Genomic DNA, 23,642 nt, shown 5'->3' with positions numbered 1-23,642 from the left:
GGTGACATTCGCCTGAGCGGCGACCGGTCCCTCACGTCGGCAGCATGCCCGAAGACAAGAGCCGAAGCCGCCGGCTGTCCTCTCCCCGGGGGGCAGCCGGTTTTATTTTGGCGGCCTGCGCCTCGGGTATCCACGCCGAACCGCTTGGGAAAGCGTGGGAAATGAATCCCCGGCCGCGCCGCGTGGATGGCCGGGACAAGCCCGGCCATGACGATGATAAAGCCCTCCGAGGGCTGCAAGCGCCCATCCGGGCGCAATGTGAAAAACCGGCTCTAAACCCCCGCCGCACCCCCGTCGGAGCGCGGATCATGCGCCCCTTCCATGCGTCCGCCGGGATGCAGCACCACCGCCCCCGCATGGCCCATGGTATCGCTGTAGGCGTCGGGGACCAGGGCCAGGTCGTGCCCCACCAGCTTGAGGCGCTCCACCACTTCGTCGTCGAAGCGCGGCTCCAGCCGCAGCCGGGTTTCCACGTCGCCCCAGGTGCGCCCCAGCAGCCAGCGGGGCCGGGCGATGGCCTCCCCCAGCGGCACGCCGAACATCACATGGCGGCTGAAGACGGCGGACTGGGTCTGCGGCTGGCCTTCCCCGCCCATGGTGCCATAGGCCATCACCCGCCCGTCGGCGAGCACCGCCAGCGCCGGGTTCAGCGTATGGAACGGCCGCCGGCCGGGTTCCAGTGGATTGAGCGCCCCCGGCTCCAGCGAGAAGCTGGCGCCGCGATTCTGCATCAGCACCCCGGTGGAGGGCAAAACGCAGCCGGAGCCGAACTCGAAGAAGATGGACTGGATGTAGGACACCACCAGCCCCGACTTGTCCGCCGCGCCGAGCCACACCGTGTCGCCGCCGACCTTGCCCTGCGGCCAGGGGAGGGCGCGGCCCATCTCGATCTCGGCGGCCCCCTTGGCGATGGCCTCGGGGGTGAGCAGGGCGGCGAGGTCGTGGGTCAGGTGCTGGTAGTCGCACACCACTTTGTCGCGCACCATGAAGGCGCGCTTGGTGGCCTCGATCAGGCCGTGCACGTGCTCGAAGCTGTCCCCCCGCTTCACCTTCAGCCGGTCGAACAAAGCGAGGATGAGCAGCGAGGCCAGCCCCTGGGTGGGCGGCGGGGCGTTGAACAGCCGTCCGGCGCCCATGTCCACCGCCAGCGGCGCCCGCTCCACCGCCGCGTAGCGCTTGAGGTCCTCGCGGGTGACGGGGCTGCCGATGCGGTCCAGGTCGGTGCCGATCTCGCGGCCCACGTCGCCGTGGTAGAAATCGGCGAGGCCGGCGCGGGCGAGGTGGTCCAGGGTATCGGCGAGGCGCTGCTGGCGCTGGAGCGTTCCCGCCTTGGGCACCTCGCGATCCGGCGTCAGGAAGGCGTCCGCGAAGCCCGGGGCGCCTTCCAGCTCGGCCTTCTTCTGCGCGGTGAGGGCGGCCTGCGAGCGCGAGACGGCCACCCCCTCGCGGGCATGGCGGACGGCGGGCTCCAGTAGCCTCTTGAGCGTCATGCGCCCGCCGTGGGCGCGCGCGGCCTCAAGGGCGAGGCGCCAGCCGTCCACCGCGCCGGGCACGGTGACGGCGGCCAGCGGCCCGCGGGTGGGCACCACCCCCAGGCCGAGATCGTGATAGAAGGGGATGGTGGCGCGGGCGCCGGCGAAACCGCAGGCCTCGATATAGCGCACCCGGCCCGAGGGCTCGCGGATGAGCCAGAAGCCGTCGCCGCCCAGATGGTTCATGTGCGGATAGACCACGGCGATGGCGGCGGCCGCCGCCACCATGGCCTCGATGGCGTTGCCGCCTTCGGCCAGGACCTCGCGTCCAGCCTCCGCCGCCAGGTGGTGCGGGGCGGCCACCATGCCCCCCATGGCGTGGATGCTTTCGTGGGCTTCGGCCGGCAGCATGCAAGGTCTCCTTTTCAGCGTTCCGGCGGGGCGGACTTGACCCGGCGGCGCGCGCGTCGCAGTTTCCCGACCCGTTCAGGACCATGGACCTGGGCTTTGGCGGGCGCCGGGCGGGTTTGTTTCAGGCGCCGCCGGGCGGCGGGCGAGTGAGGCTCAAGCGCTTAGGTATCACGGACCCGAGCAATCTTGAGCCAGAGAATAGGCAGCGGCAGGCCGAGGCCGAAGCCGCGGGAGATGAACATGGCAGGTTCGCAGGAGGCGGGTTCCAACGTGGCGGGTTCCAACGTGGTGGGTGCACCGCGCGGCGGCCATCTCTTCACGGTCCTGAGCGCGACGGCCCTTGTCGCCACCGAGGCCTTCGCCACCGCCATCGCCGCGGGGTGGGCGCTGGCCGGCCTGCTCAACCTGGGCGATGTGGGCGAATACGCCCTGATGGGCCTGTTCGCCCTGGTCGCCGTCTATGTCAGCATCGTCTATTTCCGGCGCGCCGTGCGCGTGGAAGCATCGTTGGCCGTCTGAGGCGCCTCAAGGCTCGGGTCGCCAGCGCGTCACCACCTCGTCGAGGTGCGGGCGGGGCCGGTCCTCGGCCAACGCCGCCGGCCGGCCCATATGGATGAAGCCCGCCACCTTTTCCGTCCCGGCGACGCCCAGCAGGGCTGCGGCATCCGCATCGCGGCCGGGCCATTTCAGCAGCCACAGGGCGGAAAAGCCCATGGCGGTGGCTGCGATGACAAGGTTCATTGCAGCGGCGCCCGCGGATAGCACCTGATTGAATTCCGGAATTTTCGCCGCCGGATCGGTCCGGCTCACCACCACCACCGTCACCGGTGCTCGCAGCAGATAGTCTCGCCACATATGCGCTTTCTCGGGCGCGAGGCCGGGGTTTTGTGTCGCATAGAGCGCATCCAGCCGATCGCCAGCGATGGCGCGGGCCTCCCCTTCGAGCACGATGAAGCGCCACGGCACCAGCCGGCCATGGTCGGGCACCCGCGCGGCGATGGCGAGCATGCGGTCGAGTTCTGCGCCGTCGGGGCCCGGTTCCACCAGCGCACGCAAGGGCAGGGAGCGGCGCGTCTCCAGCAGCGCCAGCGTCTCCGGCGCGGGCGCGACCGCGATGGGCGTGAGCGGCGCCGTGGGGGTGGCAGCGGTCTGGTGATGGTGGCGGGGAACCGATTGCGTCATGACGAGTCCTGTGGGGAAATCCTGTCGGGGTGATCGTCCGGGGGAGGAGCATGCGCCGATCAGGTGCAGTCTGAACCGGATCACGCGGTGTCGTGCATGGAGTTTAGACGCGGACCGGGCTCTTGCGCGAGAAACCGGTCGCCCGGCCCGGCAGGTGGAGAAGAACACAGGGCCTCGACAATAGAAATGGAGTTGTTCCACGCCCCGGACGGAGCGGAACGGGCTGCGGTTACGCGCCTGTTTCCAGGCAACCGCCGCCGCCGGCCTGTCACGGACCCAGGGTCCGCGCGCCCCGCGCCACAGATGGCGCCTTGTGGCCCAACATTCATGTACCAAAGCGAGGCAGATGTGTTAGTCTGGTTGTTGGCCGGAGGAGTGCGCCCATTGTCATGGGTCCTGTTTCCGGCCTGTCCATTAGGCTGCGAGGCGAGACGCGGGTGGCTGGATTGAGCGTTGTGCGAAGGCGGAGTTTAAGACGCCCGGAACGTGCAAGTTAAAGCACGAGAAACGCATTTCATCCGGCAGTGGTGGATGGCCCTAAGCCAAAATTGGCGACTGACCTCAACGGAAATACACATGAGCCGTAACCGAGACTTCCGAGAGCCGCGCCGCCGTGGCTTTGATGACGACTTTGCGCCGCCGCGTGATCGCGGCTTCGGAGGGGACCGTCCGTTTTCTTCGCCCAGCAGCAGCAGCAGCAGCTTCAGCGCACCCGCCCCTTCCGGCCCGCCGATCGACGCCACCGTCAAGTGGTTCAACCCCGAGAAGGGCTTCGGCTTTGTCGAGCTCGCCGATGGCTCGGGTGACGTGTTCCTTCACGCGCGCGCCCTTGAGGCGGCCGGGCAGGAAAGCGTGCCTCCCGGCTCCAAGCTCTCGGTCCGCGTCGGCCAGGGCCAGAAGGGCCGCCAGGTGACCGAAGTCCTGGAGGTTGACACCTCCACGGCCGAGGCCGCGCCCGCCCGTCGCAGCTTCGGCGCCGGTCCCGGCGCTGGCGGCGGCGGCTTCGGTGGCGCCCCCCGCGCCGGCGGCGCCGGTGGCGGTCCCCGTGCGGCCACCGGCCCCACCGAGGAGCGCGTCGGTACCGTGAAGTGGTACAACCCCGACAAGGGCTTCGGCTTCATCGCGGTGGAAGGCGGCGGCAAGGACGTGTTCGTGCACGTCACCGTCATCTCGCGCTCCGGCCTCACCGACCTGGCCGAAGGCCAGCGCGTGGTGGTGCAGGTTGGCCAGGGCCCCAAGGGTCCTGAAGCCCGCGGCATCGAACTCGCCGACTGATCATTCATCCTCCCGCCGTCCTTCCGGGACGGCGGGATTGGATCAACCGAACGGGCGAGGCTACTTCCCGCTTCGCCGGTTTTTTTGTCATTTCTGGAGTTCAAGACGAAAATGGCGCAACAGGCAGAGGCCGACCTTTCGAGTCTGCTCGATCGACTCAAGGCGGCTCAACGAGACCTGGTACTGACCGCAGCAAAGAGCACCGCCCTTCCTTCCGACGGCATGCTGCGCAAGATTTCCGAGCTGGAAGGCGCCATTGCCGCCACCGAAGCTCTTATCCAGGAAGAGGGCGACCGCCGCTGAGCGCGTCCCCGGCGCCGGTTGCCGTTTCGGCCCGAACCGGTTGGTGGTTGGTGGTTGGTGGTTCTGGGGCGCGGGGCCGGGGGCACCTTGCTGGTTTGCCATTGGGCCCTGAAATGCCGCTTCTGCCGCGTCGCATCCCGTTTTCCATTCGCAGGCGAAGGTGCGGCTTTGCGGCCCCCCTGGCCCGAGGCGTCTTTCAAGTCTTAAGTCTCTCCAAGTCTTAAGTCTCTCCAAGTCTTAGGTGTTCTTCAAGTCTTGGGTATTCCCCAGGTCTTGGGTCCCCGCGTCCGGTGGATCAACAGGAACGGCCCCTCCGTTTCGAGACGTTTATCTCCCGGATCAGAGAATTGTGGTTTGCCCCGGTCGCGGCAGATGGGTTCCTCTGTCGCGGTCGAACCACCGGCTGTTCCCGGTTTGCGGTGCGCCTCGCTGGTGCGCCTCGCCTTTGAGCGCGAGACCGGATCGTTTCGGGTGCCAGTTGCACGGGCCTGATTTGGGCGACGGTTTTGGGCGCCGGTTTTGGGCAACTTGGCCGCAGCCGCCCGTCGGCGTGTGCGGCTTGCCTGCGGACGGCGCCGGGGTGTATGGCTCGCGGCATCCTTCCTTTTCAGTCCGCCATTGCCTTGCCCCTCACCATCTGCACCTGGAACATCAATTCCGTCCGTATTCGCCTCGACATCGTCCGTGCGGCGGTGGAGACGTTGCGGCCCGACGTCCTGTGCCTTCAGGAAACCAAGTGCCAGGACGACAAGTTTCCCCTGAACGCGATCCGCGACATGGGCTTTCCCCACATCGCCCTCAACGGACAGAAGGGCTGGCACGGGGTTGCGACGCTGTCCCGCCGGCCGTTCCTGTCGGTGGAGAAGGGCGATTTCTGCGGCAAGGGCGATGCGCGGCATGTGGCGGTGACCCTCGCGCCCGAGGATGCGCTCGGCAAGCCGCTGACGGTGCATAATTTCTACGTTCCCGCCGGCGGCGACATTCCGGACCCGGAGCTGAACCCCAAGTTCGCCCATAAGCTCGCCTTCCTCGACGAGGTGACGGCCTGGTCGTCGCTCGGCGCCGCCGCGGCCGATGCCGGGCGCCACGCGGTGGTGGTGGGCGACCTCAACATCGCCCCCCTCGAAACCGACGTGTGGGGCCACAGGCAACTGCTCAACGTGGTCAGCCACACCCCCATCGAGGTGGATAAGCTGAACCGCTTCCAGGCCTCGGGTCCCTGGATGGACGTGATGCGCACCTTCGTGCCGCCGAGCGACAAGCTGTTCACGTGGTGGAGCTACCGTTCGCCCGACTACACCGCCAACGACCGTGGCCGCCGCCTCGACCATGTCTGGGCCAGCCGGAGCCTCGCGCCATCCGCCCGGGCGATGACGGTGCTGAAGGACGCGCGCGGCTGGGAAAAGCCCTCGGACCACGTGCCCGTGGCTGTCACCTTCGGCTGAGCGGATCGCGCCGCCGGCGTGGCTCCCATCATCGCGGTTCGGCGCCCCGGCCGGTGCTCAGGCCATGGGGCTCAGGGCATCGGTGCTCAGGCCATCGGTGCTCAGGGCAGCGGGGCTCAGGGTTTGGGTACGAGGTCGAGCAACGGCCCGCCGAGCCCGGGCAGTCCGAGGGCGGAGCCGATCTTGCCCTTCGGCACCTTCATCACCTGCACACCCGCCGGCAACTGGAACAGCTTGGGATCCTGCGGCGCGCGGGTGAGCTTGAGCGCCTCGAACACTGTCTGCTTCTTGCCCTGCACCTCCACCTCGGTGCGCAGGGCGATGCCGTCCGACGTGATGCAGGCGGTGGTGGGACCCACCGATGCGCCCATGGCGGTACCACCAGCTGCACCACCAGCCGCGCCACCTGCGGGAGTGTCGATCTTCCACAGGTCGCAGGGCTCGCCCGCCGCCTGGCTCTCGCCCACCCGCAGGCCGGAGCCGTTGAGGATGCCAAGGGCAAATTCGGGCGGCAGCTCGATCTCCACCGCCATGTTGGGCAGGTTGGGGGTGCGCACCACCATGCGGCGCGCCCTGAGGTCGATGATGCCGACGATGCTGCCCGGCACGTTGGGCTTGGTCATCTCCACCCGCAACTTGCCCTGGCTATGGGCGACATCCATGCTGCCGCCGCGGCGCACATCAGCACTCAGGGCAAAATCCACCGTCGGCAGCGGAACCGGGTCCGCGCACGCCACTCCGGTTCCCAGCAGCGGCCCGACCAGAACGCTGGCCATGGAAACGGCGGCCAGAAGGGGGCCGTGCCGCGGTGCCCGGCACGATTGGGGCTGTCGCATGGTCGGGTCCTCCGCTTGAACCCCCTCATAGCAGATGGTGGGCGGCGCGCGATCCGTTTAGACGCAATTGGATGTGTTTCAATGCAGCGGCTGATTCATGGTGGGCTCCTGTGGGGACGGGGTCCGGCCCGCGCCGTGCCCGTGCCATGAAAATGCGATACTGCTGGCACGGCGTCATCCCATGGCGGCGGGCCTAAATCACCAGCCCGGCATGGGACGACTGTGGATCCGCGCAAGAACGCGCGCAAGCTGTCGTAATGGCTTCGTTTAGCGGCGCGAGCATCCAAATTCGCGCCGCCCAAGGGTGATTCGCAAGACCGGCGCCGGCAAGGTGCCCAAGACCGGCGCTCGACCGGTGTCCAAGACAGACGCCCAAGACCGGTGTCCAAGATAGGCGCCCAAGACAGGCGCCCAAGACAGACGCCCAGGGAGGCGCGAAGAGGATGGCGATGGCCGGACCCACGAGGGACACGGACTTCCAGCACGCCGCGACGCCGCACGGCGCCCCCGACCGCGCCAGCGATCCGGGGAGCGCGGCGGCGGCCGACGCCCAAGTGCATGGGCAGGTGCATGGGCAGGTGCATGGGCAAGTGCGAGGCCAAGTGCATGGCCAAGGGCAAGGAGCAGAGCCGCGAGTTGCGCACGTCCGCCCGGTTGAATCGCCGGCCGTCGCTTCGCCGGCGACAGAGCCGGATACAGGTGAATTGAGCGCGGGCCCTGCGGGCGCGTCCACGCCCGGCTCGACCGGGAGCGGGGACACGCGCCACCGGGCGATCTTCCTCATTGCCGCCCTGGCGCTCGCCGCCGCCGTGGGCGTGGCGCTTGGGGCGCTCAATCCGGCGCTCGCCGCGCTCATGGTCGCATTGCTCGTGGCCCTGCTGTTCAGCCTGCCCAAGGCCCCGGCCAGCCGGTCCCTGCCGGAGGTGACGGCGGTGCCCATGCCCGCGCTTCCGGTGCGCGGCGATGCACAGGCCGCGGCGGTGGTGGCCGCCCTGCCGGAACCGGCCTTGCTGCTTTCGGCCGCCGGAGAGATCATCACCGCCAACGAACGCTTCGCCCTCGCCATCGGGCCGACCCGCGTGGGCGATCCCCTGTCCTTTGTGGTGCGTGTGCCCGAGGTGCTCGACGCCGTGCGCGCCGCCGCCGAAGACGGCCTGCCGCGGCGCGTGGAATTCGCCGAGCGCATTCCGCTTGATCGCTGGCTGGAGGCCCATGTGGTGCCGCTGCGCCTGGAAGCCCAATCTGGCATCCACTCGGGCATCCGCTCCGGCGGCCGGCGCGCGGCCGATGCGCCGGACGCGGTGCTGCTCACCTTCCGCGACCTCACCCAGCAGCGGCGGGTAGAACAGATGCGGGCCGACTTCGTGGCCAATGCCAGCCACGAGTTGCGCACGCCGCTGGCCTCCCTGTCCGGCTTCATCGAGACCCTGCAGGGGCCGGCCCGCAACGATACGCCGGCGCGTGAGCGCTTCCTCGTCATCATGGCGGCGCAGGCGCGGCGCATGTCGCGCCTCATCGACGATCTTTTGTCCCTGTCGCGCATCGAGCTCAACGCCCATGTGCGGCCGCAGACCAAGGTGGACCTCGCCGGCATTCTCGCCCATGTGTGCGACACCCTCTCCCCCCTCGCCAGGGATCGCGGCGTGACGCTGGAGCAGGTGAAGGACGCCGTGCCCCTGGAGGTGCTGGGCGACCGGGACGAACTCATTCGCCTGTTCGAGAACCTGGTGGAGAACGCGCTGAAGTATGGCGCGCCCGGCAAAAGGATCGAGGTCCGCCTGTTCCGCGAGAACGGCACGGCGGTGGTGAGCATCCGCGATTTCGGCCCCGGCATCCCGCCCGAGCACCTGCCGCGCCTCACCGAGCGCTTCTACCGGGTGGACGTGGCGGCGAGCCGTGACCAGGGCGGTACGGGGTTGGGGCTGGCCATCGTCAAGCACATCGTGGCGCGCCATCGGGGCCGGCTTGGCATCGATAGCGTGCTGGGCCAGGGCGCAACCTTCAGCGTGCGGCTCGACGCTTTGCCGGGTCCGGAAAAAAATAACGATCAAACAATCGCTTAACCTGTCATCTCCATGTCATGCGGGCGTCATAGAACCTTGGCCAACCGGGGCTAAGAGTCCCGAGCCCAATGTTGCCCCCGGCGTCAGGCTTGGAATGGCAACGGATTTGGCAAGGAGAATTACCGTGAAGCTCACCACCGCTCTCGGCGCCATCGCCGTGGCTGGCACCCTGTTCGCAGGCAGCGCCCAAGCCGTCGACTTCACCGGCGCCGGCGCGTCCTTCCCGGCCCCCGTCTATCAGGCCTGGGGCGCCAAGTTCAAAGAGAAGACCGGTAACACGCTGAATTACCAGTCCATCGGCTCCGGCGGCGGTCAGAACCAGATCATCAACCGCACGGTCGATTTCGGCGCTTCCGACGCCACCGTGCCCGGCGAGAAGCTGGCGGCGAACAACCTGCTCCAGTTCCCGACCGTGATCGGTTCGGTGGTCGCCACCGTCAATCTCGACGGCATCGTCACCAACCAGCTCAAGCTCACCGGCCCGATCCTCGCCGACATCTATCTCGGCAAGATCACCAAGTGGGACGACAAGGCGATCGCCGACATCAACCCCGGCGTGAAGCTGCCGTCCTCGGCCATCGTGCCGGTGTACCGTTCGGACTCCTCGGGCACGACCTCCATCTTCACCTCCTACCTCTCGGCGGTGAGCCCCGACTGGAAGTCCAAGGTCGGCTCCGCCACCTCGGTCCAGTGGCCCGTCGGCGCTGGCGCCAAGGGTAACGAGGGCGTGACCGGCACCGTGAAGAACACCAAGGGTGGCCTCGGCTACGTGGAGTTCATCTACGCCGCCGCGAACAAGCTCGTGGTGACCCAGCTGCAGAACAAGGCCGGCAAGTTCGTCGGCCCCGAGGTTGCCGGCTTCCAGGCCGCCGCCGCCTCCGCCGACTGGAAGGGCGCGAAGGATTTCGCCGCTTCCATGATCGATGCCCCGGCTCCCGAGGCGTGGCCGATCGTCAGCCCCACCTACATCCTTCTCCCGAAGGATCCGAAGAATGTGGAAGCCTCGCGCGCGACCATGGAATTCTTCAAGTGGGCCTACACCAAGGACGGCGCTGCTGTCGCTGAGCAGCTGCACTACATCCCGCTTCCCGAGTCGGTGGTGAAGCAGGTGGAAGAAGCCTTCAAGAGCGAGATCAAGGGTCCGGACGGCAAGCCCGTTCTCTGATCGCGGACGAAACCGGCGCCGCCCCCACCGGGGCGGCGTTTCTTTCACGACCGGGTGCGCCGTCCTGCCGCCATGAGGCGCGCGAGGTGGCACCCAGATGACGGGCGGCGCGGGCAGCGCGTGCGGCCCTGGCTTCGGATTGGCCGCCGGCTGCGGCGCGCGGGGGACAGGCATCCAATGGACGCGACGGTGGAGAGCATGGGGTCTGGATCGGTCCAGCCCATCACCAAGGCGAAGGCGACCGGCCGGATCTCGGACCCGATCTTCGTCGCCCTCTTGTGGGCGAGCGGCATCTTTGTCCTCATCCTGCTCGGCCTGATCATTGCCGAGCTGTTCCAGGGCGGCCTGCCGGCGCTGCAGCATTTCGGGCTCGACTTCATCTGGTCGCCCGCCTGGAACCCGGTGACCGAGAATTTCGGCGCCCTGGTGATGATCTACGGCACGCTGTTCAGCGCCATCATCGCCGTTGTGGTCGCCCTGCCTTTGTCCTTCGGCATCGCCTTCTTCCTTACCGAGATCGCCCCCCAGCCGCTGAAGCGGCCCATCGGCGTTGCGGTTCAGCTGCTCGCCGCCGTGCCCTCCATCATCTACGGCATGTGGGGTTTCTTCGTTATCGTCCCGCTGATGGCCGTCTATGTGCAGCCGCCGCTGATCGACACCATCGGCAACCTGCCCATCATCGGCGCGCTGTTCGCCGGCCCGCCGCTCGGCTCGGGCATGTTCACCGCCGGCCTCATCCTCGCGGTGATGATCCTGCCCTTCATCACCGCCATGTTCGTGGAGACGCTGGAATCGGTTCCGCCCATGCTGAAGGAATCCGCCTACGGCATCGGCGCCACCACCTTCGAGGTGTACAAGAACGTCTCCGTTCCCTACGGCAAGACAGCCATGGTGGGCGCCATCATGCTCGGCCTCGGCCGCGCGCTGGGTGAGACCATGGCGGTCACCTTCGTCATTGGCAACGCGACGCGCATGTCGGCCTCCCTGTTCGCGCCGGGTGCCACCATCGCTTCCACCATCGCCAACGAGTTCCCGGAAGCGGCGATCGGGTCCCTGAAGCTGACCTCGCTGCTGCAGCTTGGCTTCATCCTGTTCGTCATCTCATTCATTGTGCTGGCTCTGTCCCGGGCGCTCGTGCGCTCGCGGCTCGACTGATCAAGGAGCAGGCAATCATGGCCTCCCTCGCCGCGCGCCGCGCCAAGGACACCACCGTCAAGGTGATCTCGACGGGCTTTGCCGTCCTGGCCATCTTCCTCCTGGGCTGGATCCTGTGGACCCTGCTCTCCCGCGGGCTGCCCGCCCTCGGCCTCAATGTGTTCACGGAAGTGACCAAGCCGCCGGGCCAGAACGGCGGCCTGTTGAACGCCATCGTCGGCTCGCTGATCCAGATCGGCATCGCCATGGTCATCGGCGGCCCCATCGGCCTCTTCTGCGGCACCTTCCTGGCCGAGAACGGCAAGGGCACCAAGATCGGCGCCGCCGCCCGTTTCGTGAACGATATCCTTCTGTCCGCCCCCTCCATCCTGGTGGGCCTGTTCATCTACACCCTGCTGGTGGTGCCGTTCGGCGGCTTCTCCGGCTGGGCCGGGTCGTTGGCGCTCGCCATCCTGGTGATCCCGGTGATCGTGCGCACCACCGAGGACATGCTGAACCTGGTTCCCGTCGGCCTGCGCGAGGCCGCCTTCGCCCTCGGCTCGCCGCAGTGGAAGGTGGTCATGTTCATCACCTGGCGTGCGGCACGGGCGGGCATCGTTACCGGCGTCCTGCTCGCCATCGCCCGCGCGGCCGGCGAGACGGCGCCGCTGCTGTTCACCTCGCTCGGCAACAACGCCCTGTCGACCGACCTGTCGAAGCCGATGGCGAGCCTGCCCATCGCCATCTACCAGTTTGCCGGCAGCCCGTTCGACGACTGGGTCTCCCTCGCCTGGGCCGGCGCGCTCCTCATCACCGTGGGCGTGCTGGTGCTCAACGTGGCGTCCCGCCTGTTCCTGGCGCGGAGCCACTAGCGGCGCCCCCCGGCGCCGTACCCGAACCCTTCCGAATTCATCCTCCGAAGCGAGGCCAAAATGACTTCAGCCGTCGACCCCACCTTCAACATCTCCTCCTCCGTCTCCGCCCGTCCGGATGCGCTGGCGGCGCCCGCCAAGATCAAGGTGGAGAACCTCCAGTTCTACTACGGCAGCAACCACGCCCTGCGGAACATCAACTTCCATGTTCCGGAAAAGCGGGTGACCGCCATGATCGGCCCCTCGGGCTGCGGCAAGTCCACCCTGCTGCGCGTGTTCAACCGCATGTACGACCTCTATCCCGGCCAGCGGGCCGAGGGTGCGGTGCTGTATGACGGCGTGAACATCGTCGGCAAGGAGCTGGACCCGACCATCGTGCGCACCCGCATCGGCATGGTGTTCCAGAAGCCTACCCCGTTCCCCATGTCCATCTATGACAACATCGCCTTTGGCGTTAAGCTTCATGAGAAGCTGAACAAGGCGCAGATGGATGAGCGCGTGGAATGGTGCCTGCGCAAGGCTGCCATCTGGGACGAGACCAAGGACCGCCTGCACACCTCGGCGCTCGGCATGTCTGGCGGCCAGCAGCAGCGCCTGTGCATCGCCCGCACCATCGCGGTGCGTCCCGAGATGATCCTGCTGGACGAGCCCACCTCGGCCCTCGACCCCATCTCCACCTCGAAGATCGAGGACCTGATCGACGAGCTGAAGCAGGACTTCACGATCGTCATCGTGACGCACAATATGCAGCAGGCTGCGCGCTGCGCCGACATCACCGCCTTCTTCTATCTCGGCGAGCTGATCGAGGTGGCGCCTTCGGACGTGATCTTCACCAATCCGAAGGAAATCAAGACGCGCGACTACATCACCGGCCGCTTCGGCTGAGGAGCCAGTGGATCAACCGAAACGGATGGTAGCCATCCGTTTCAAAAAGTTGATCCACCAGATCAAAGTGTTGTGGCTGGACCGGGTCGAGCCACATGGTGGCTTTGCGGTCAAGTCCATCGCCGGGCCACTCGACCATTTTGCTTTAGCGCATTTTCGTCACGCGAACCGGTGCCCACTTCGCTGGAAAATGCTTGAAAAGGATCTTTCCGATGCCGGAGCATACCGTTTCGTCCTTCGACCAGGAGTTGAAGGAAGTCGGCCGCAAGGTGGTGGAGATGGGCGGCCTGGCCGAGCGGCTGGTCGCCGATTCGGTGAGTTCGCTGATCAAGCGTGACGGCGCTCTCGCCCAGAAGGTGGTGCTGCTCGACACCACGGTGGACCAGATGCAGCGCGAGATCGAGGACCGCGCCATCCTCGTCATCGCCAAGCGCCAGCCGGTGGCCAACGATCTGCGCGAGATCGTGTCGGCCATCCGCATCGCCAACGACCTGGAGCGCATCGGCGATCTTGCCAAGAACGTGGGCAAGCGCGTCATGGCCATCGAGGGTGAGTATCATCCGGCCAAGCTGGTGCGGGGCGTGGAGCACATCTCCGACCTCGTGCTCGAGCAACTGAAAGAGGTGCTCGACGCCTACGCCGCCCGCAACGAAGCGAAGGCGGTTGAGGTGTGGGGCCGCGACAGCGCCATCGACACCATGTACACGTCCCTGTTCCGCGAACTCCTCACCTATATGATGGAGGATCCGCGCAACATTTCCGTGTGCACGCACCTGCTGTTCTGCGCCAAGAACATCGAGCGCATCGGCGACCACGCGACCAATGTCGCGGAGATCGTCTATTACATGGTCACCGGCCAGAACCTGCCGGAGAGCCGCCCCAAGGCGGATGCTTCCAGCGAGACCACCCTGGCCTTTCCGGGGCGTTCCGCCCAGGCCTGAGTGGATGGCGTGAGTGGGACGTGATGGCCAGCCTGGCCCTGGTTCCGGTTCGTCCGGACCGGGCCGGGTGGGTCGAAGCAGTCAAGACGGGTGATGTACAGTGCCGGCGCATATTCTGATCGTCGAGGACGAGGAGCCCCTGACCCTTCTGCTCCGCTACAATCTGGAGTCGGAGGGCTACGGCGTGGAAAGCGTCGGCCGCGGGGACGAGGCGGAGACGCGGCTGCGCGAGAGCGTGCCCGATCTCGTGATCCTCGACTGGATGTTGCCGGGCCTGTCCGGCATCGAGCTGTGCCGGCGCCTGCGCACCCGCCCCGAGACCGAGCGCCTGCCCGTCATCATGCTCACCGCCCGCGGCGAGGAGACCGAGCGCGTGCGCGGCCTCGCCACCGGTGCCGACGATTATGTGGTGAAGCCGTTCTCGGTGCCCGAGCTGCTCGCCCGGGTGCGGGCGCTGCTGCGCCGGGCCAAGCCCGAGCATGTGGCCACCCTGCTGCGCGCCGGCGACATCGAGCTGGACCGCGAGACCCACCGGGTCCATCGCGCCGGGCGCGAGGTGCATCTGGGCCCCACCGAGTTCCGCCTGCTGGAATTCCTGATGCAGAGCCCCGGCCGGGTCTTCTCCCGCGAGCAGTTGCTCGACGGGGTGTGGGGCCAGGACGTCTATATCGACGAGCGCACCGTGGACGTGCATGTGGGCCGGCTGCGCAAGGCCATCAACCGCGGCCGCCAGTCCGACCCCATCCGCACCGTGCGCGGTGCGGGTTATTCCTTCAACGAGATGTTCGCCCGCTCCCATTGATGCCATCGGCATCGGTCTTCTGCCGATTGCCGAGTGGGCTTCGCTCAAGTGCCGCGCGTGCGTGACCAATGACCGACGAGCCAAGCTCACCGGCCATTGGTACGAATGGGGGCCGACGGCACCATCCTATCCCGAGCGCACCCCGATCAGCCCCAGCACCTGCCTGGCCGCCCGCTCGCCGGAGAGCCAGGCGCCGCCCACCGTGCCCCACAGGGTTTCGTGGGCGTGCTCGCCGGCAAACACCATGCGGCCGCCCACGGTCTCGATGAAGGCGCGGCGCATGTTGCCGTAGCCGGGCAGGGCGCAGGAGAAGGCGCCGAGTGCATAGGGCTCGCGGCTCCAGCGCGTGGCGTGCACCTTGCCCATCCGCGCCGCGGCGTCGGCGCCGAATTCCCGCGTCAGCGCCTCCTTGGCGAAGGCGGCTGCCGCTTCGGGCGCGGCGTTGGCGAGGCCCATCGCGGTGTCGCCGGCCACGTCCAGCGTATAGAGGTCGCTGCCGCCGATGCGGGCGCGCATCATGTAGGCGCGGGGGCCGTCCGCCTTGAAATAAAGCGTCTCGTCCGCCGCGAGGCCGGCCGGGTTGCGCGGCAGGCGGAAGGCGATGTGGTCGTAGGCGCCCAGCGTGATTTTATCCACCGCCATGCGGTAACGCGGCTGGAGCGGCAGGATGCGCAGCCTGCCGCTGGCGATCACGCTCGGCGGCACCGCGACGATGACGGAACGCCCCTGCAGGTTGCCCTTGTTGGTCAGCACCGTGACCAGGCGCCCGCCCAATTCCACGCTGCGGGCCACCGTCTCCAGCCGCACCGTCAGCGGCCGCGCCAGCTGGGCCACCAGCGTGCCGACGCCCTGGCGGCAGATCTCCTCGCCTTCACGCTCCTCGGCGCGGGCAACGTCCACCGTGGAGATTTGATCGAGTTCCTTGGCGCAATTGATGGGTCCCACCACGAAACGGGCGGAAGGTCCCCACGGGCCGAGGTCCGGCAGGGCGCGGGCGGCGGGCATGTCGCGCCCCGCATCGCCGGCGGCGCCGATGGCGCGTTCGGCGCGGCGCACCGTGGCGACAAAGGCCTCATAGTCGGCGTCGCGGGCTTCGCGCCCATTCACATAGAGCCGCGCGCCCTCGGGAGCGCGGGTAATGTCGAGGCCTTCCGCCCGGCCATAGGCGGCCATGGGGCGGGCCGCCGGCATGTTCAGCCGCGCCGCGCCGAGGTCGAAGGGCACGCCGAACACAGCGGTGTCGGTGGCGGTGCGCCCGCCCACCCGGTTCGACGCCTCGATGAGCACGTAGGAGCGGCCGGCCTCGGCGATGCGGCGTGCGGCGGAGATCCCGGCGGCGCCGGCGCCGATGATGATGACATCCGGCTCGCTCTGCTGGCCGAGCGCGCGGGTGACGCCCATCGGGAGCGCGGCAAGCGCGGCGCCTCCGGCGATGAAAGCGCGGCGGGTGAGGGGGGAAAGGCGCGGATCGGTCACGGGCCGGACGCTAGCATGGCCCGCGCGCGGGCGGGAGGGGGTGGCATAGTCCCGCGCGTGCCGGTGTCGCCGCCCTTGGCAGCATGGCCCGCGCGCGGGCGGGGGAGGTGGAAAGGAGGGCGAACGGGCATGTCGCAGTTCGGATCCTGCGCCAAGGTTGCTTCCGTCGCATCCCCATCCGGCCCGGCATGCGGGAGGGGGAGCGGCCATGCTGCACCATTTCACATCGGGACATGGCACGGCGGGTCACCCGGGCGCTCGGTCGCACGCGCCCCGGCCCCGAGCACGGCTGGCGCCCCGATATCAGCTCCGCCGGTCCGCCACGAAACGGGCGGCTTCGGCGAGCACCGCGCCGCGCGGGCCGAAGGGGGAAAGGGCGGCGCCCGCATCCTCCACCAGCCCGTCGAGCAGGGTGCGGGCGGCGGGCAGGCCGAGGCGGGAGACGAGGGTCGCCTTGCCGGCGGCGGCGTCCTTGCCCACCTTCTTGCCCACCTCCTCGGCGGTGCCTTCCACGTCGAGGATGTCGTCGGCGATCTGGAAGGCGGCGCCCAGCGCCCGGCCATAGCCCAGCAGAGCCTCGCGCTCGGCCACGGTGGCGCCGCCCAGCAGCGCGCCTGCTTCCACGGCAACGGCCAGCAGCGCGCCGGTCTTCATGGCCTGAAGGTCGCGGATGGCGTCTTCGGCCAGCGCGAGGGGGGCGCCGCCGGAGAAGCGGCCTTCGGCGGCGAGGTCCAGCATCTGCCCGCCCACCATGCCGCCGATGCCCGCCGCGCGCGCCAGCGCCCGCACCAGGGCGATGCGCACGGCCGCATCCGGATGGGCATCCTCCCCCGCCAGCAGGTCGAAGGCGAGGGTGAGCAGCCCGTCGCCGGCGAGGATGGCGGTGGCCTCGTCATAGGCGCGGTGGACGGTAGGGCGGCCCCGGCGCAGGTCGTCGTCGTCCATGGCCGGCAGGTCGTCATGGACCAGGGAATAGCAATGGATGCACTCGATGGCGGCGGCGGCCGTCACCGCCCGTTCCGCCGGGAGGCCGAACAGGGCGGCGCTCTCCATCACCAGGAACGGCCGCAGCCGTTTGCCGCCACCGAGCGCGCCGTGGCGCATGGCGGCCATCAGCCGCTCGGGCCGCAGCCGCTCGCCGGGCAGGGCTGCATCGGCGAGGGCCAGGGCCAGGCGGGCCTCGGTGGCCGCGGCGGAGGCGTCGAGCCGGTCCTTGAGGGAAAAGGTCACGATCGGGTCACCTTGGGGCCAGCGTGCCACGAAAGGGGCGGGAGGGAACGCCCAGGCCGGACGCGCCGTTGACGGGGGCCACCGGGTGCCCCAACCAGAAGGCCGGGTCAAGCCCAACCGGCACCCGAGCCTTCAGCCGGAAGAATTCCGCTGTCGTGGCCCGTTCCGGTGTGGCGGCCTGTAAGGTCAGGTGAAGCCGGCGGGGCGCCCGGCCGGCGAGGGAGGGTCTGGAATGGTCGCTCTGGTGCTGCGCGTGCTGCTGGCCCTCGCCGCGCTCCCGCTGGTCCTGTCCATCGCCTACAACGTGGTCAATCCGGTCTCCACCCTCATGCTGCTGCGGTGGGTTCAGGGCGAGCGGGTGGAGCGGGTCTGGACCCCCATCGCGCAGATGTCGCCGGCGTTGGTGCGCACCGTCATCGCTTCCGAGGATGCGAGCTTCTGCACCCATTGGGGCGTCGATCTCGACGAGATGCGCGCCGCCATCGACAAGGCCGACGAGCTGGAGGACGCCCGCGGCGCCTCCACCATCCCCATGCAGATCGCCAAGAACCTGTTCCTGTGGCCGGGGCGGGCGCTGATCCGCAAGGCGTTCGAGATTCCGCTGGCCCTGTGGCTGGACCTGGTGGTGAGCAAAAGGCGGCTGATCGAGATCTATCTCAACATCGCCGAATGGGGGCCGAACGGGGAGTTCGGGGTGGAGGCGGGCGCGCGCCAAGCCTTCCGCATTCCGGCGGCGAAAGTGGATGCGCGGCAGGCGGCCCTGCTGGCGGTCATGCTGCCCAACCCGCACCGGCGCGATGCGGGCAATCCCTCCGCCGGGGTGGAGCGCCTCGCCGCCCGGCTCCAGGCGCGGGTGCCCCGGGAGGGGCCGGAGCTGACGGCCTGCCTCGGCCCGCTGCGGTAGGGGCGAAGGCCGGCGTCGCTCCGGAACCCCGGTTGCGCCGGGGCCATGCGGGCGAAACCGCCTTGATTGTGCCGCGCGCAAGCGCCACATGGAAGCGTGAGGCGCCGATCCGAGCGCCTGTTCCTGCCACCGGCCCGGTCATGACGCAATCCACCGCCCCCGCCCGCCCCAAGATGAGCCCTTGGCTCAAGATCGGCCTCGAGATCGGCCCGCTGGTGCTGTTCTTCGCCGCCAACGGCCGTGGTGGCATCTATGTGGCCACCGGCGTGTTCATGGTGGCGACGCTGGCGGCGCTGGCCGCCATGTGGGTTCTGGCCCGGCGCATCGCGGTGATGCCGCTGGTGTCGGCGCTGGTGGTGATGGTGTTCGGCGGCCTCACCCTGTGGCTGCAGGACGATCATTTCATCAAGCTCAAGCCCACCATGGTGAATGCCCTGTTCGGCGTGCTGCTGCTGGGCGGGCTCTATTTCAGGAAGCCGCTGCTGCCCTACGTGTTCGACGGCATGGTGAAGCTGACGGACGAAGGCTGGCGGGTCCTCACCATTCGCTGGGGCGTGTTCTTCCTTGTCATGGCGGTGCTCAACGAGATCGTGTGGCGCTCCGTGTCCACGGACACTTGGGTGACGTTCAAGACCTTCGGCTACCTCCCGCTCACCTTCGCCTTCGCCATGGCCCAGGCCCCGCTGATGGCCCGCCACGAGTTGAAGGACGCCCCGCAGGAGGGCTGAACGCCATGCCCCAAGCCGCCTGCGCCTTCCTGGAGCCGATTTTACAAGCGCCGGCCGGTTGACGGCGGCCGTGCACATCCGCATAAGCCCGAAAGAGGGCGCAGAATGCTGACGAAAAAAGGAAAGTATGGTCTCAAGGCCGCGGTCCACCTGGCCCGCCTGCCGCCGGGCGGGTCCACGCAGGTGGCCGATATCGCCGAGGCCAACAACATTCCGAAGAAATTCCTCGACGTCATCCTCGGCGAACTGCGCAATGCCGGCTTCCTGTCCTCCAAGAAGGGCAAGCTCGGGGGCTATCGCCTCGCCAAGGCACCCGAGGATATCGTGGTGGGCGAGATGATCCGCGCCCTCGACGGGCCGCTCGCGCCCTTCCCCTGCGCCAGCCGCAACGCCTACGAGCCGTGCGAGGATTGCGACGTGGCCACCTGCGAGGTGCGCATGCTTATGGTGCAGGTGCGCGACGCCATCGGCACCGTGCTCGACACCTACACCCTCGCCGAGATGCGCGACCTTTCGCGGGAAGCCCTGTCCTCCTTCGTGGACTACATCTGAGCGCAGCGGCCGCCCCCGCCGCGCCGGTCTTATTGCTGGGCGGCGAGGAAGGTGCGGAAGCGCACCAGCGCCACGGCGAAGAACAGCATGCCCATGCCGAAGGTGGCCGCAAAGCGCGGCCACACGGTCTCGATCCCCGCCCCGCGATAGAGGATGGCCTGGGCGAAGGCCACGAACTGGGTCGAAGGCGAGGCCTGCATCACCACCTGCAGCCATTGCGGCATGCTCTCCAGCGGGGTGAAGCCGCCGGACAGCATGTTCATGGGCAGGACGGTGAGGAAGAACAAAAGCCCGAACTGCGGCATGGACCCGGACAGGGTGCCGAGGAAGATGCCGAGCGACGCGGTGAAGAACAGGTAGAGCGCCGTGCCCGCCAGGAACAGCGGGATGGAGCCGGCGATCCCCATGCCGAGCCCCCATTTCAGCACCACCACGATGCTGAAGGCGGAACCGGCGAGGATCACCGCGCCATTGGCGAGGATCTTGGCCAGCATGATCTCGGACGGGCGCACCGGCAGCACCAAAAGGTGTTCCAGCGTGCCGTGCTCGCGCTCGCGGATGAGGGCGGCGCCGGCCAGCAGCACCGAGAGCATGGTGATGTTGGTGATGAGGCCCATGGTGCCGGTGAACCAGGACGATTCCAGCCCCTGGTTGAAGGCGACGCGGACCTGAAGCTCCACCGGGCTCGCCACCCCTTCCGAATGCCGCAGCACGAAGCGGTTCACCTCCTCCTCGAAGATGGCGGAGATGTCGTTGGCCCCGAGGCCCGCCTGCATCAGCGACGTGGCGTCGATGAGAAGCTGCACGGCGGGCGCGCGGCCGGCCAGCACGTCGGCCTGGAAGTCCGGCGGAAAGTTGATCACGAAGGTGTAGCGCGCCGCATCCATGCCCTTGTCCACCTGCTGCGGGGCGAGCGGCACCGGCCGCTGGAACCGCGGCGGCAGCAAAGCGTCGAGGATGGCGTTGGAGAGGGCGGAATTGTCCTCGTCCACCACGCCCACCGTGGCGCGGTTGAGGTCGTGCTTCATGCCGTTGGCCTGGAGCACGATGGCGAGGGTGAGGGAATAGACCACCAGCACCAGCAGCGCGCGGTCGCGCCACAGGCTGATGAGTTCCTTCACCACCAGCTCGCGCACATTGCCGAGGAAGGCGAGCCAGCGCGGCGGGCTCTCCACGGGGGTCTTGGGGGCGGAAGGGGAGGGCGCCGTCATCTCACGCCTCCTGCTTGCGCAGGATGAGGAAGGCCAGCCCCAGCAGCGCCGGCCAGAAGGCGGCGGTGGCCAGGATGAAGGGCAGGAGGTCGGCAAACCCCAGTCCCTTGGTGAAGGCGCCCACGCTGATGCGCATGAAATAGGTGGTGGGGAAGAAGGTGCCCAGCACCCATGCACCACCCTCCAGCGTCGCCACCGGCTGCATCATGCCGGAGAACTGGGTGGCCGGCATCATGGTGCCGATGGCGGTGCCGAACAGGGCCGCCACCTGGGTATTGGTGAGGGTGGATGAGACAAGGCCGATGGCGGTGGTGGCAAGCACATAGGCGAGCGCCCCCAGCGCCAGCCCGAGGAACGAGCCTTTCAGCGGCACCCCGAACAAAAACAGCGCCATCAGCACCATGACGAAGAAGTTGAAGAAGGCGACGCCCGCATAGGGCAATTGCTTGCCCAGCAGGAATTCCAGCTTGGTCACCGGCGTCACGTAGAGATTGGTGATGGAGCCCAGCTCCTTCTCCGTCACCACCCCCAGGGCGGTGAGGATGGCCGGGATGAAGATGAGCATGAGGGCGATGGTGGCCGGCACCATGGCATCCAGGCTGCGGAACGACTGGTTGTAGCGATAGCGCATCTCCAGCGTCGCTGCGGTCGACAGGGTTTGGCCGGCCTGTTGCGCGACGTCCGACAGGAACAGGGCGTGCACCGCCGCCACATAGCCCTGGATGGTCTCGGCGCGGAACGGCATGGCGCCGTCGATGGTCACCAGCACCTCGGTGGGCCGTCCCGAGCGCAGGTCGGCGCCGAAATCGGGCGGCAGCTCGATGGCGAAGGCGATGGCGTTGGATTTCAATCGGCGGTCGAGGTCGGTGGGGTCACTGAGCGGGGGCTGCACCAGGAAATAGGGGGAGTGGGCGAAGCCGTCCACATAGGCCCGGCTTTCCGGCGTCTGGTCGCGGTCGAGCACGGCGAAGCGCAGCTTGTCCACGTCGAGGGTGATGCCGTAGCCGAAGATGATCATGAGGAAGGCCGTGCCCAGCAGGGCGAAGCCGAGCCGCACCGGGTCGCGCTTCAGCTCCAGCGTCTCGCGCCAGGCATAGGCGCCGAGGCGGCGCGGGGAGAAGGCGGCGGGCCGGCCGGCGGCCTTCGGTGCCGGAGGCGGCAGGCGGGCGTCGCCCTGCGCCGTGCGGCCGCCCATCTCCATATAGGCGACGAAGGCCTCCTCAAGCGTGGCCGCCTGCTTCTCTTCCTTCAGCGCCTGCGGCGTGCCGGTGGCGATGACCTTGCCCGCATGCATGAAGGAGATGCGGTCGCACCGCTCCGCCTCGCCCATGAAGTGGGTGGAGACGAAGATGGTGACGCCCTCCTCCCGTGACAGGCGCTGGAGATGGTCCCAGAAATTGTCGCGGGCCACCGGGTCCACGCCCGAGGTGGGCTCGTCGAGGATCAGCACCTCCGGCTCGTGCAACACCGCCACCGCCAGCGACAGACGCTGGCGCACGCCCAAAGGCAGGCCGTCGGCGAGGGCGTCGAGGTGGGGGGCAAGGTCGAAGGCGCGCACCAGCTCGGCGATGCGCCGGTGCGCCTCCTCTTCCGGCAGGGAGAAGATATGCGCGTGCAGGTCGAGGTTCTGGCGGACGGAAAGTTCGCCATAGAGCGAGAAGGCCTGGCTCATGTAGCCCACGCGCCGGCGGGTCTCGATGTCGGTGGGGTCCACCGGGACGCCGAACAGCAGCGCCTCGCCGGACGAGGCCGGCAACAGGCCGGTGAGCATCTTCATGGTGGTGGACTTGCCGCAGCCGTTGGAGCCGAGGAAGCCGAAGATCTCGCCCTTGCGGATCTTGAAGCTCACATGGTCCACCGCGACGAAATCCCCGAACTGCCGGGTCAGGCCGCGCGATTCGATGGCGATGGGCGCGTCGGGCGCGATGGGCTCGATGTGCTCCGTGCCGTCGCCGTCGCCGCGCCGGCCTTCGGGCAAAAGCGAGATGAAGGCGCGCTCCAGATTGGGCTGGCCGGTGCGCGCCAGCAGCTCCGCCGGGCTGCCGTCGGCGAGGATGCGGCCGGCATTCACCATCACCACCCGTTCGAAGCGGGCCGCCTCTTCCATGTCGGCGGTGGCGACCAGCAGGGTGAGGCCCGGGCGGGCGGCGCGAATGGTTTCGATGAAATCCCAGAACTGGCGGCGCGACAAAGGATCGACGCCGGTGGTGGGCTCGTCCAGCAGCAGCAGGTCGGGGTCGTGCACCAGGGCGCAGCACAGGCCCAGCTTCTGCTTCATGCCGCCGGACAATTTGCGCATGAGCCGGTCGGCGAAGGGATCAAGGCCGGTGGCCGCGAGCAGGGGCGCCACCCGCGTGCCCTTGGCGCCGGCCTCCTCGCCGAACAGGCGGGCGAAGAAGGCGATGTTCTCCGCCACCGTGAGGTTGGGATACAGGTTGCGCCCCAGCCCCTGCGGCATGAAGGCGATGCGCGGCTGGATCGCCTCGCGGGCGCGGCGATCGGAAAAATCCGCGCCCAGCACCTCCACCTTGCCGTGCTGGATGCGCTTGGCCCCGGCGATGAGGCCCAGCAGCGTGGACTTGCCCACCCCGTCCGGCCCCACCAGCGCCACCGAGGCGCCTTCGGCGATGGCGAGGCCAAGCCCCTCCACCGCGACGGTTTTGCCATAGAGGTGGCGGATGCCCGCTAGATGGACCGCGGTGCCCACGGTGTCAGCCGGGATGGCTTCGGCGCGTGGACTGTCCGCCCCGCCGCC

At 68.4% G+C, this 23,642-nt stretch carries 21 protein-coding genes; 14 read left to right on the top strand and 7 right to left on the bottom strand.

The window, feature by feature from the left end; translation table 11 throughout:
- Positions 1–272 precede the first annotated feature (272 nt).
- On the bottom strand, positions 273–1,883 hold the full coding sequence (locus tag V5F48_RS12685; RefSeq protein ID WP_394259018.1) for a gamma-glutamyltransferase family protein: 1,611 nt from the start codon (positions 1,881–1,883) through the stop codon (positions 273–275).
- A 240-nt stretch (positions 1,884–2,123) separates the two neighbouring features.
- On the opposite strand from V5F48_RS12685, the gene V5F48_RS12680 reads away from it, so the two are divergent.
- Entirely contained in the window at positions 2,124–2,402 is a 279-nt protein-coding gene (locus V5F48_RS12680; RefSeq protein ID WP_394259017.1) for a hypothetical protein, read from the top strand.
- 6 nt (positions 2,403–2,408) lie between these two features.
- On the opposite strand, the gene V5F48_RS12675 is transcribed toward V5F48_RS12680, so the two are convergent.
- Positions 2,409–3,065, bottom strand: a complete 657-nt coding sequence (locus tag V5F48_RS12675) for a nitroreductase family protein (protein ID WP_394259016.1) — start codon at positions 3,063–3,065, stop codon at positions 2,409–2,411.
- 576 nt (positions 3,066–3,641) lie between these two features.
- Between V5F48_RS12675 and V5F48_RS12670 the strand changes: the two genes are divergently transcribed.
- The 3 genes from V5F48_RS12670 (at position 3,642) to V5F48_RS12660 (ending at position 6,088) form a co-directional block, all read left to right on the top strand.
- The gene (locus V5F48_RS12670; protein ID WP_394108962.1) at positions 3,642–4,340 is read left to right on the top strand and encodes a cold-shock protein; all 699 of its coding nucleotides are present in this window, start codon (positions 3,642–3,644) and stop codon (positions 4,338–4,340) included.
- Positions 4,341–4,451: 111 nt separating this feature from the next.
- Complete coding sequence (locus V5F48_RS12665; RefSeq protein ID WP_041575010.1) at positions 4,452–4,643, top strand: hypothetical protein; 192 nt, start codon at positions 4,452–4,454, stop codon at positions 4,641–4,643.
- 623 nt (positions 4,644–5,266) lie between these two features.
- Positions 5,267–6,088, top strand: coding sequence for an exodeoxyribonuclease III (locus V5F48_RS12660; RefSeq protein ID WP_394259085.1), 822 nt, complete (start codon positions 5,267–5,269; stop codon positions 6,086–6,088).
- A gap of 116 nt (positions 6,089–6,204) precedes the next feature.
- Here V5F48_RS12660 and V5F48_RS12655 read toward each other — a convergent pair whose 3' ends face one another.
- Complete coding sequence (locus V5F48_RS12655) at positions 6,205–6,864, bottom strand: hypothetical protein (RefSeq protein WP_394259015.1); 660 nt, start codon at positions 6,862–6,864, stop codon at positions 6,205–6,207.
- A gap of 503 nt (positions 6,865–7,367) precedes the next feature.
- Here V5F48_RS12655 and V5F48_RS12650 point away from each other — a divergent pair.
- From V5F48_RS12650 to phoB, 7 genes are all read left to right on the top strand, one after another.
- Positions 7,368–8,987 (top strand): ATP-binding protein, encoded by a 1,620-nt coding sequence (locus tag V5F48_RS12650; RefSeq protein WP_394259014.1) that lies wholly within the window; start codon positions 7,368–7,370, stop codon positions 8,985–8,987.
- A gap of 124 nt (positions 8,988–9,111) precedes the next feature.
- Entirely contained in the window at positions 9,112–10,152 is a 1,041-nt protein-coding gene (gene pstS / locus V5F48_RS12645) for a phosphate ABC transporter substrate-binding protein PstS (RefSeq protein ID WP_394108965.1), read from the top strand.
- A 177-nt stretch (positions 10,153–10,329) separates the two neighbouring features.
- Positions 10,330–11,307, top strand: a complete 978-nt coding sequence (gene pstC / locus V5F48_RS12640) for a phosphate ABC transporter permease subunit PstC (protein ID WP_394108966.1) — start codon at positions 10,330–10,332, stop codon at positions 11,305–11,307.
- Positions 11,308–11,324: 17 nt separating this feature from the next.
- On the top strand, positions 11,325–12,158 hold the full coding sequence (gene pstA / locus V5F48_RS12635; RefSeq protein WP_394259013.1) for a phosphate ABC transporter permease PstA: 834 nt from the start codon (positions 11,325–11,327) through the stop codon (positions 12,156–12,158).
- Positions 12,159–12,218: 60 nt separating this feature from the next.
- Positions 12,219–13,043, top strand: a complete 825-nt coding sequence (pstB, locus tag V5F48_RS12630) for a phosphate ABC transporter ATP-binding protein PstB (RefSeq protein WP_394259012.1) — start codon at positions 12,219–12,221, stop codon at positions 13,041–13,043.
- Between the two features lie 212 nt (positions 13,044–13,255).
- Positions 13,256–13,984 (top strand): phosphate signaling complex protein PhoU, encoded by a 729-nt coding sequence (phoU, locus tag V5F48_RS12625; RefSeq protein ID WP_394108970.1) that lies wholly within the window; start codon positions 13,256–13,258, stop codon positions 13,982–13,984.
- Between the two features lie 100 nt (positions 13,985–14,084).
- A complete protein-coding gene (gene phoB / locus V5F48_RS12620; protein WP_011995880.1) occupies positions 14,085–14,786 on the top strand; it encodes a phosphate regulon transcriptional regulator PhoB in 702 nt (233 codons plus the stop codon).
- Between the two features lie 126 nt (positions 14,787–14,912).
- Here the strand turns inward: phoB and V5F48_RS12615 are convergent, their stop codons facing one another.
- A complete protein-coding gene (locus tag V5F48_RS12615) occupies positions 14,913–16,262 on the bottom strand; it encodes a flavin monoamine oxidase family protein (RefSeq protein WP_394259011.1) in 1,350 nt (449 codons plus the stop codon).
- A gap of 303 nt (positions 16,263–16,565) precedes the next feature.
- Positions 16,566–17,492, bottom strand: coding sequence for a polyprenyl synthetase family protein (locus V5F48_RS12610; protein ID WP_394259010.1), 927 nt, complete (start codon positions 17,490–17,492; stop codon positions 16,566–16,568).
- Between the two features lie 232 nt (positions 17,493–17,724).
- Here V5F48_RS12610 and V5F48_RS12605 point away from each other — a divergent pair, with 232 nt between their 5' ends.
- From V5F48_RS12605 to V5F48_RS12595, 3 genes are all read left to right on the top strand, one after another.
- A complete protein-coding gene (locus V5F48_RS12605) occupies positions 17,725–18,396 on the top strand; it encodes a biosynthetic peptidoglycan transglycosylase (RefSeq protein ID WP_394259009.1) in 672 nt (223 codons plus the stop codon).
- A gap of 140 nt (positions 18,397–18,536) precedes the next feature.
- The gene (locus tag V5F48_RS12600) at positions 18,537–19,124 is read left to right on the top strand and encodes a septation protein A (protein ID WP_394259008.1); all 588 of its coding nucleotides are present in this window, start codon (positions 18,537–18,539) and stop codon (positions 19,122–19,124) included.
- Positions 19,125–19,229: 105 nt separating this feature from the next.
- Positions 19,230–19,676, top strand: coding sequence for an RrF2 family transcriptional regulator (locus V5F48_RS12595; RefSeq protein WP_394108975.1), 447 nt, complete (start codon positions 19,230–19,232; stop codon positions 19,674–19,676).
- Between the two features lie 29 nt (positions 19,677–19,705).
- Here V5F48_RS12595 and V5F48_RS12590 read toward each other — a convergent pair whose 3' ends face one another.
- Together V5F48_RS12590 and rbbA are read right to left on the bottom strand one after the other, a co-directional pair.
- Positions 19,706–20,887: an ABC transporter permease gene (locus V5F48_RS12590; RefSeq protein WP_394259007.1), complete on the bottom strand. Its 1,182-nt coding sequence runs from the start codon at positions 20,885–20,887 to the stop codon at positions 19,706–19,708.
- Position 20,888: 1 nt separating this feature from the next.
- Positions 20,889–23,594: a ribosome-associated ATPase/putative transporter RbbA gene (gene rbbA / locus V5F48_RS12585; protein WP_394259084.1), complete on the bottom strand. Its 2,706-nt coding sequence runs from the start codon at positions 23,592–23,594 to the stop codon at positions 20,889–20,891.
- Between the last annotated feature and the right edge of the window lie 48 nt (positions 23,595–23,642).

It is taken from the genome of Xanthobacter autotrophicus ATCC 700552 (assembly GCF_043194565.1).
Classification (GTDB): domain Bacteria; phylum Pseudomonadota; class Alphaproteobacteria; order Rhizobiales; family Xanthobacteraceae; genus Xanthobacter; species Xanthobacter autotrophicus_F.
The sequence above is the reverse complement of the archived record's forward strand: the minus strand, read 5'-3'. Positions and strand labels throughout refer to the sequence as shown.

Excerpts from the sequence above, each read along its gene's own strand:
- V5F48_RS12685 (WP_394259018.1), bottom strand. The coding sequence starts at position 1,883 with ATGCTGCCGGCCGAAGCCCACGAAAGCATCCACGCCATGGGGGGCATG.
- V5F48_RS12680 (WP_394259017.1), top strand. The coding sequence starts at position 2,124 with ATGGCAGGTTCGCAGGAGGCGGGTTCCAACGTGGCGGGTTCCAACGTG.
- V5F48_RS12675 (WP_394259016.1), bottom strand. The coding sequence starts at position 3,065 with ATGACGCAATCGGTTCCCCGCCACCATCACCAGACCGCTGCCACCCCC.
- V5F48_RS12670 (WP_394108962.1), top strand. The coding sequence starts at position 3,642 with ATGAGCCGTAACCGAGACTTCCGAGAGCCGCGCCGCCGTGGCTTTGAT.
- V5F48_RS12665 (WP_041575010.1), top strand. The coding sequence starts at position 4,452 with ATGGCGCAACAGGCAGAGGCCGACCTTTCGAGTCTGCTCGATCGACTC.
- V5F48_RS12655 (WP_394259015.1), bottom strand. The coding sequence starts at position 6,864 with ATGGCCAGCGTTCTGGTCGGGCCGCTGCTGGGAACCGGAGTGGCGTGC.
- V5F48_RS12650 (WP_394259014.1), top strand. The coding sequence starts at position 7,368 with ATGGCGATGGCCGGACCCACGAGGGACACGGACTTCCAGCACGCCGCG.
- pstC (WP_394108966.1), top strand. The coding sequence starts at position 10,330 with ATGGACGCGACGGTGGAGAGCATGGGGTCTGGATCGGTCCAGCCCATC.
- pstA (WP_394259013.1), top strand. The coding sequence starts at position 11,325 with ATGGCCTCCCTCGCCGCGCGCCGCGCCAAGGACACCACCGTCAAGGTG.
- pstB (WP_394259012.1), top strand. The coding sequence starts at position 12,219 with ATGACTTCAGCCGTCGACCCCACCTTCAACATCTCCTCCTCCGTCTCC.
- phoU (WP_394108970.1), top strand. The coding sequence starts at position 13,256 with ATGCCGGAGCATACCGTTTCGTCCTTCGACCAGGAGTTGAAGGAAGTC.
- V5F48_RS12605 (WP_394259009.1), top strand. The coding sequence starts at position 17,725 with ATGGTCGCTCTGGTGCTGCGCGTGCTGCTGGCCCTCGCCGCGCTCCCG.
- V5F48_RS12600 (WP_394259008.1), top strand. The coding sequence starts at position 18,537 with ATGACGCAATCCACCGCCCCCGCCCGCCCCAAGATGAGCCCTTGGCTC.
- V5F48_RS12595 (WP_394108975.1), top strand. The coding sequence starts at position 19,230 with ATGCTGACGAAAAAAGGAAAGTATGGTCTCAAGGCCGCGGTCCACCTG.
- V5F48_RS12590 (WP_394259007.1), bottom strand. The coding sequence starts at position 20,887 with ATGACGGCGCCCTCCCCTTCCGCCCCCAAGACCCCCGTGGAGAGCCCG.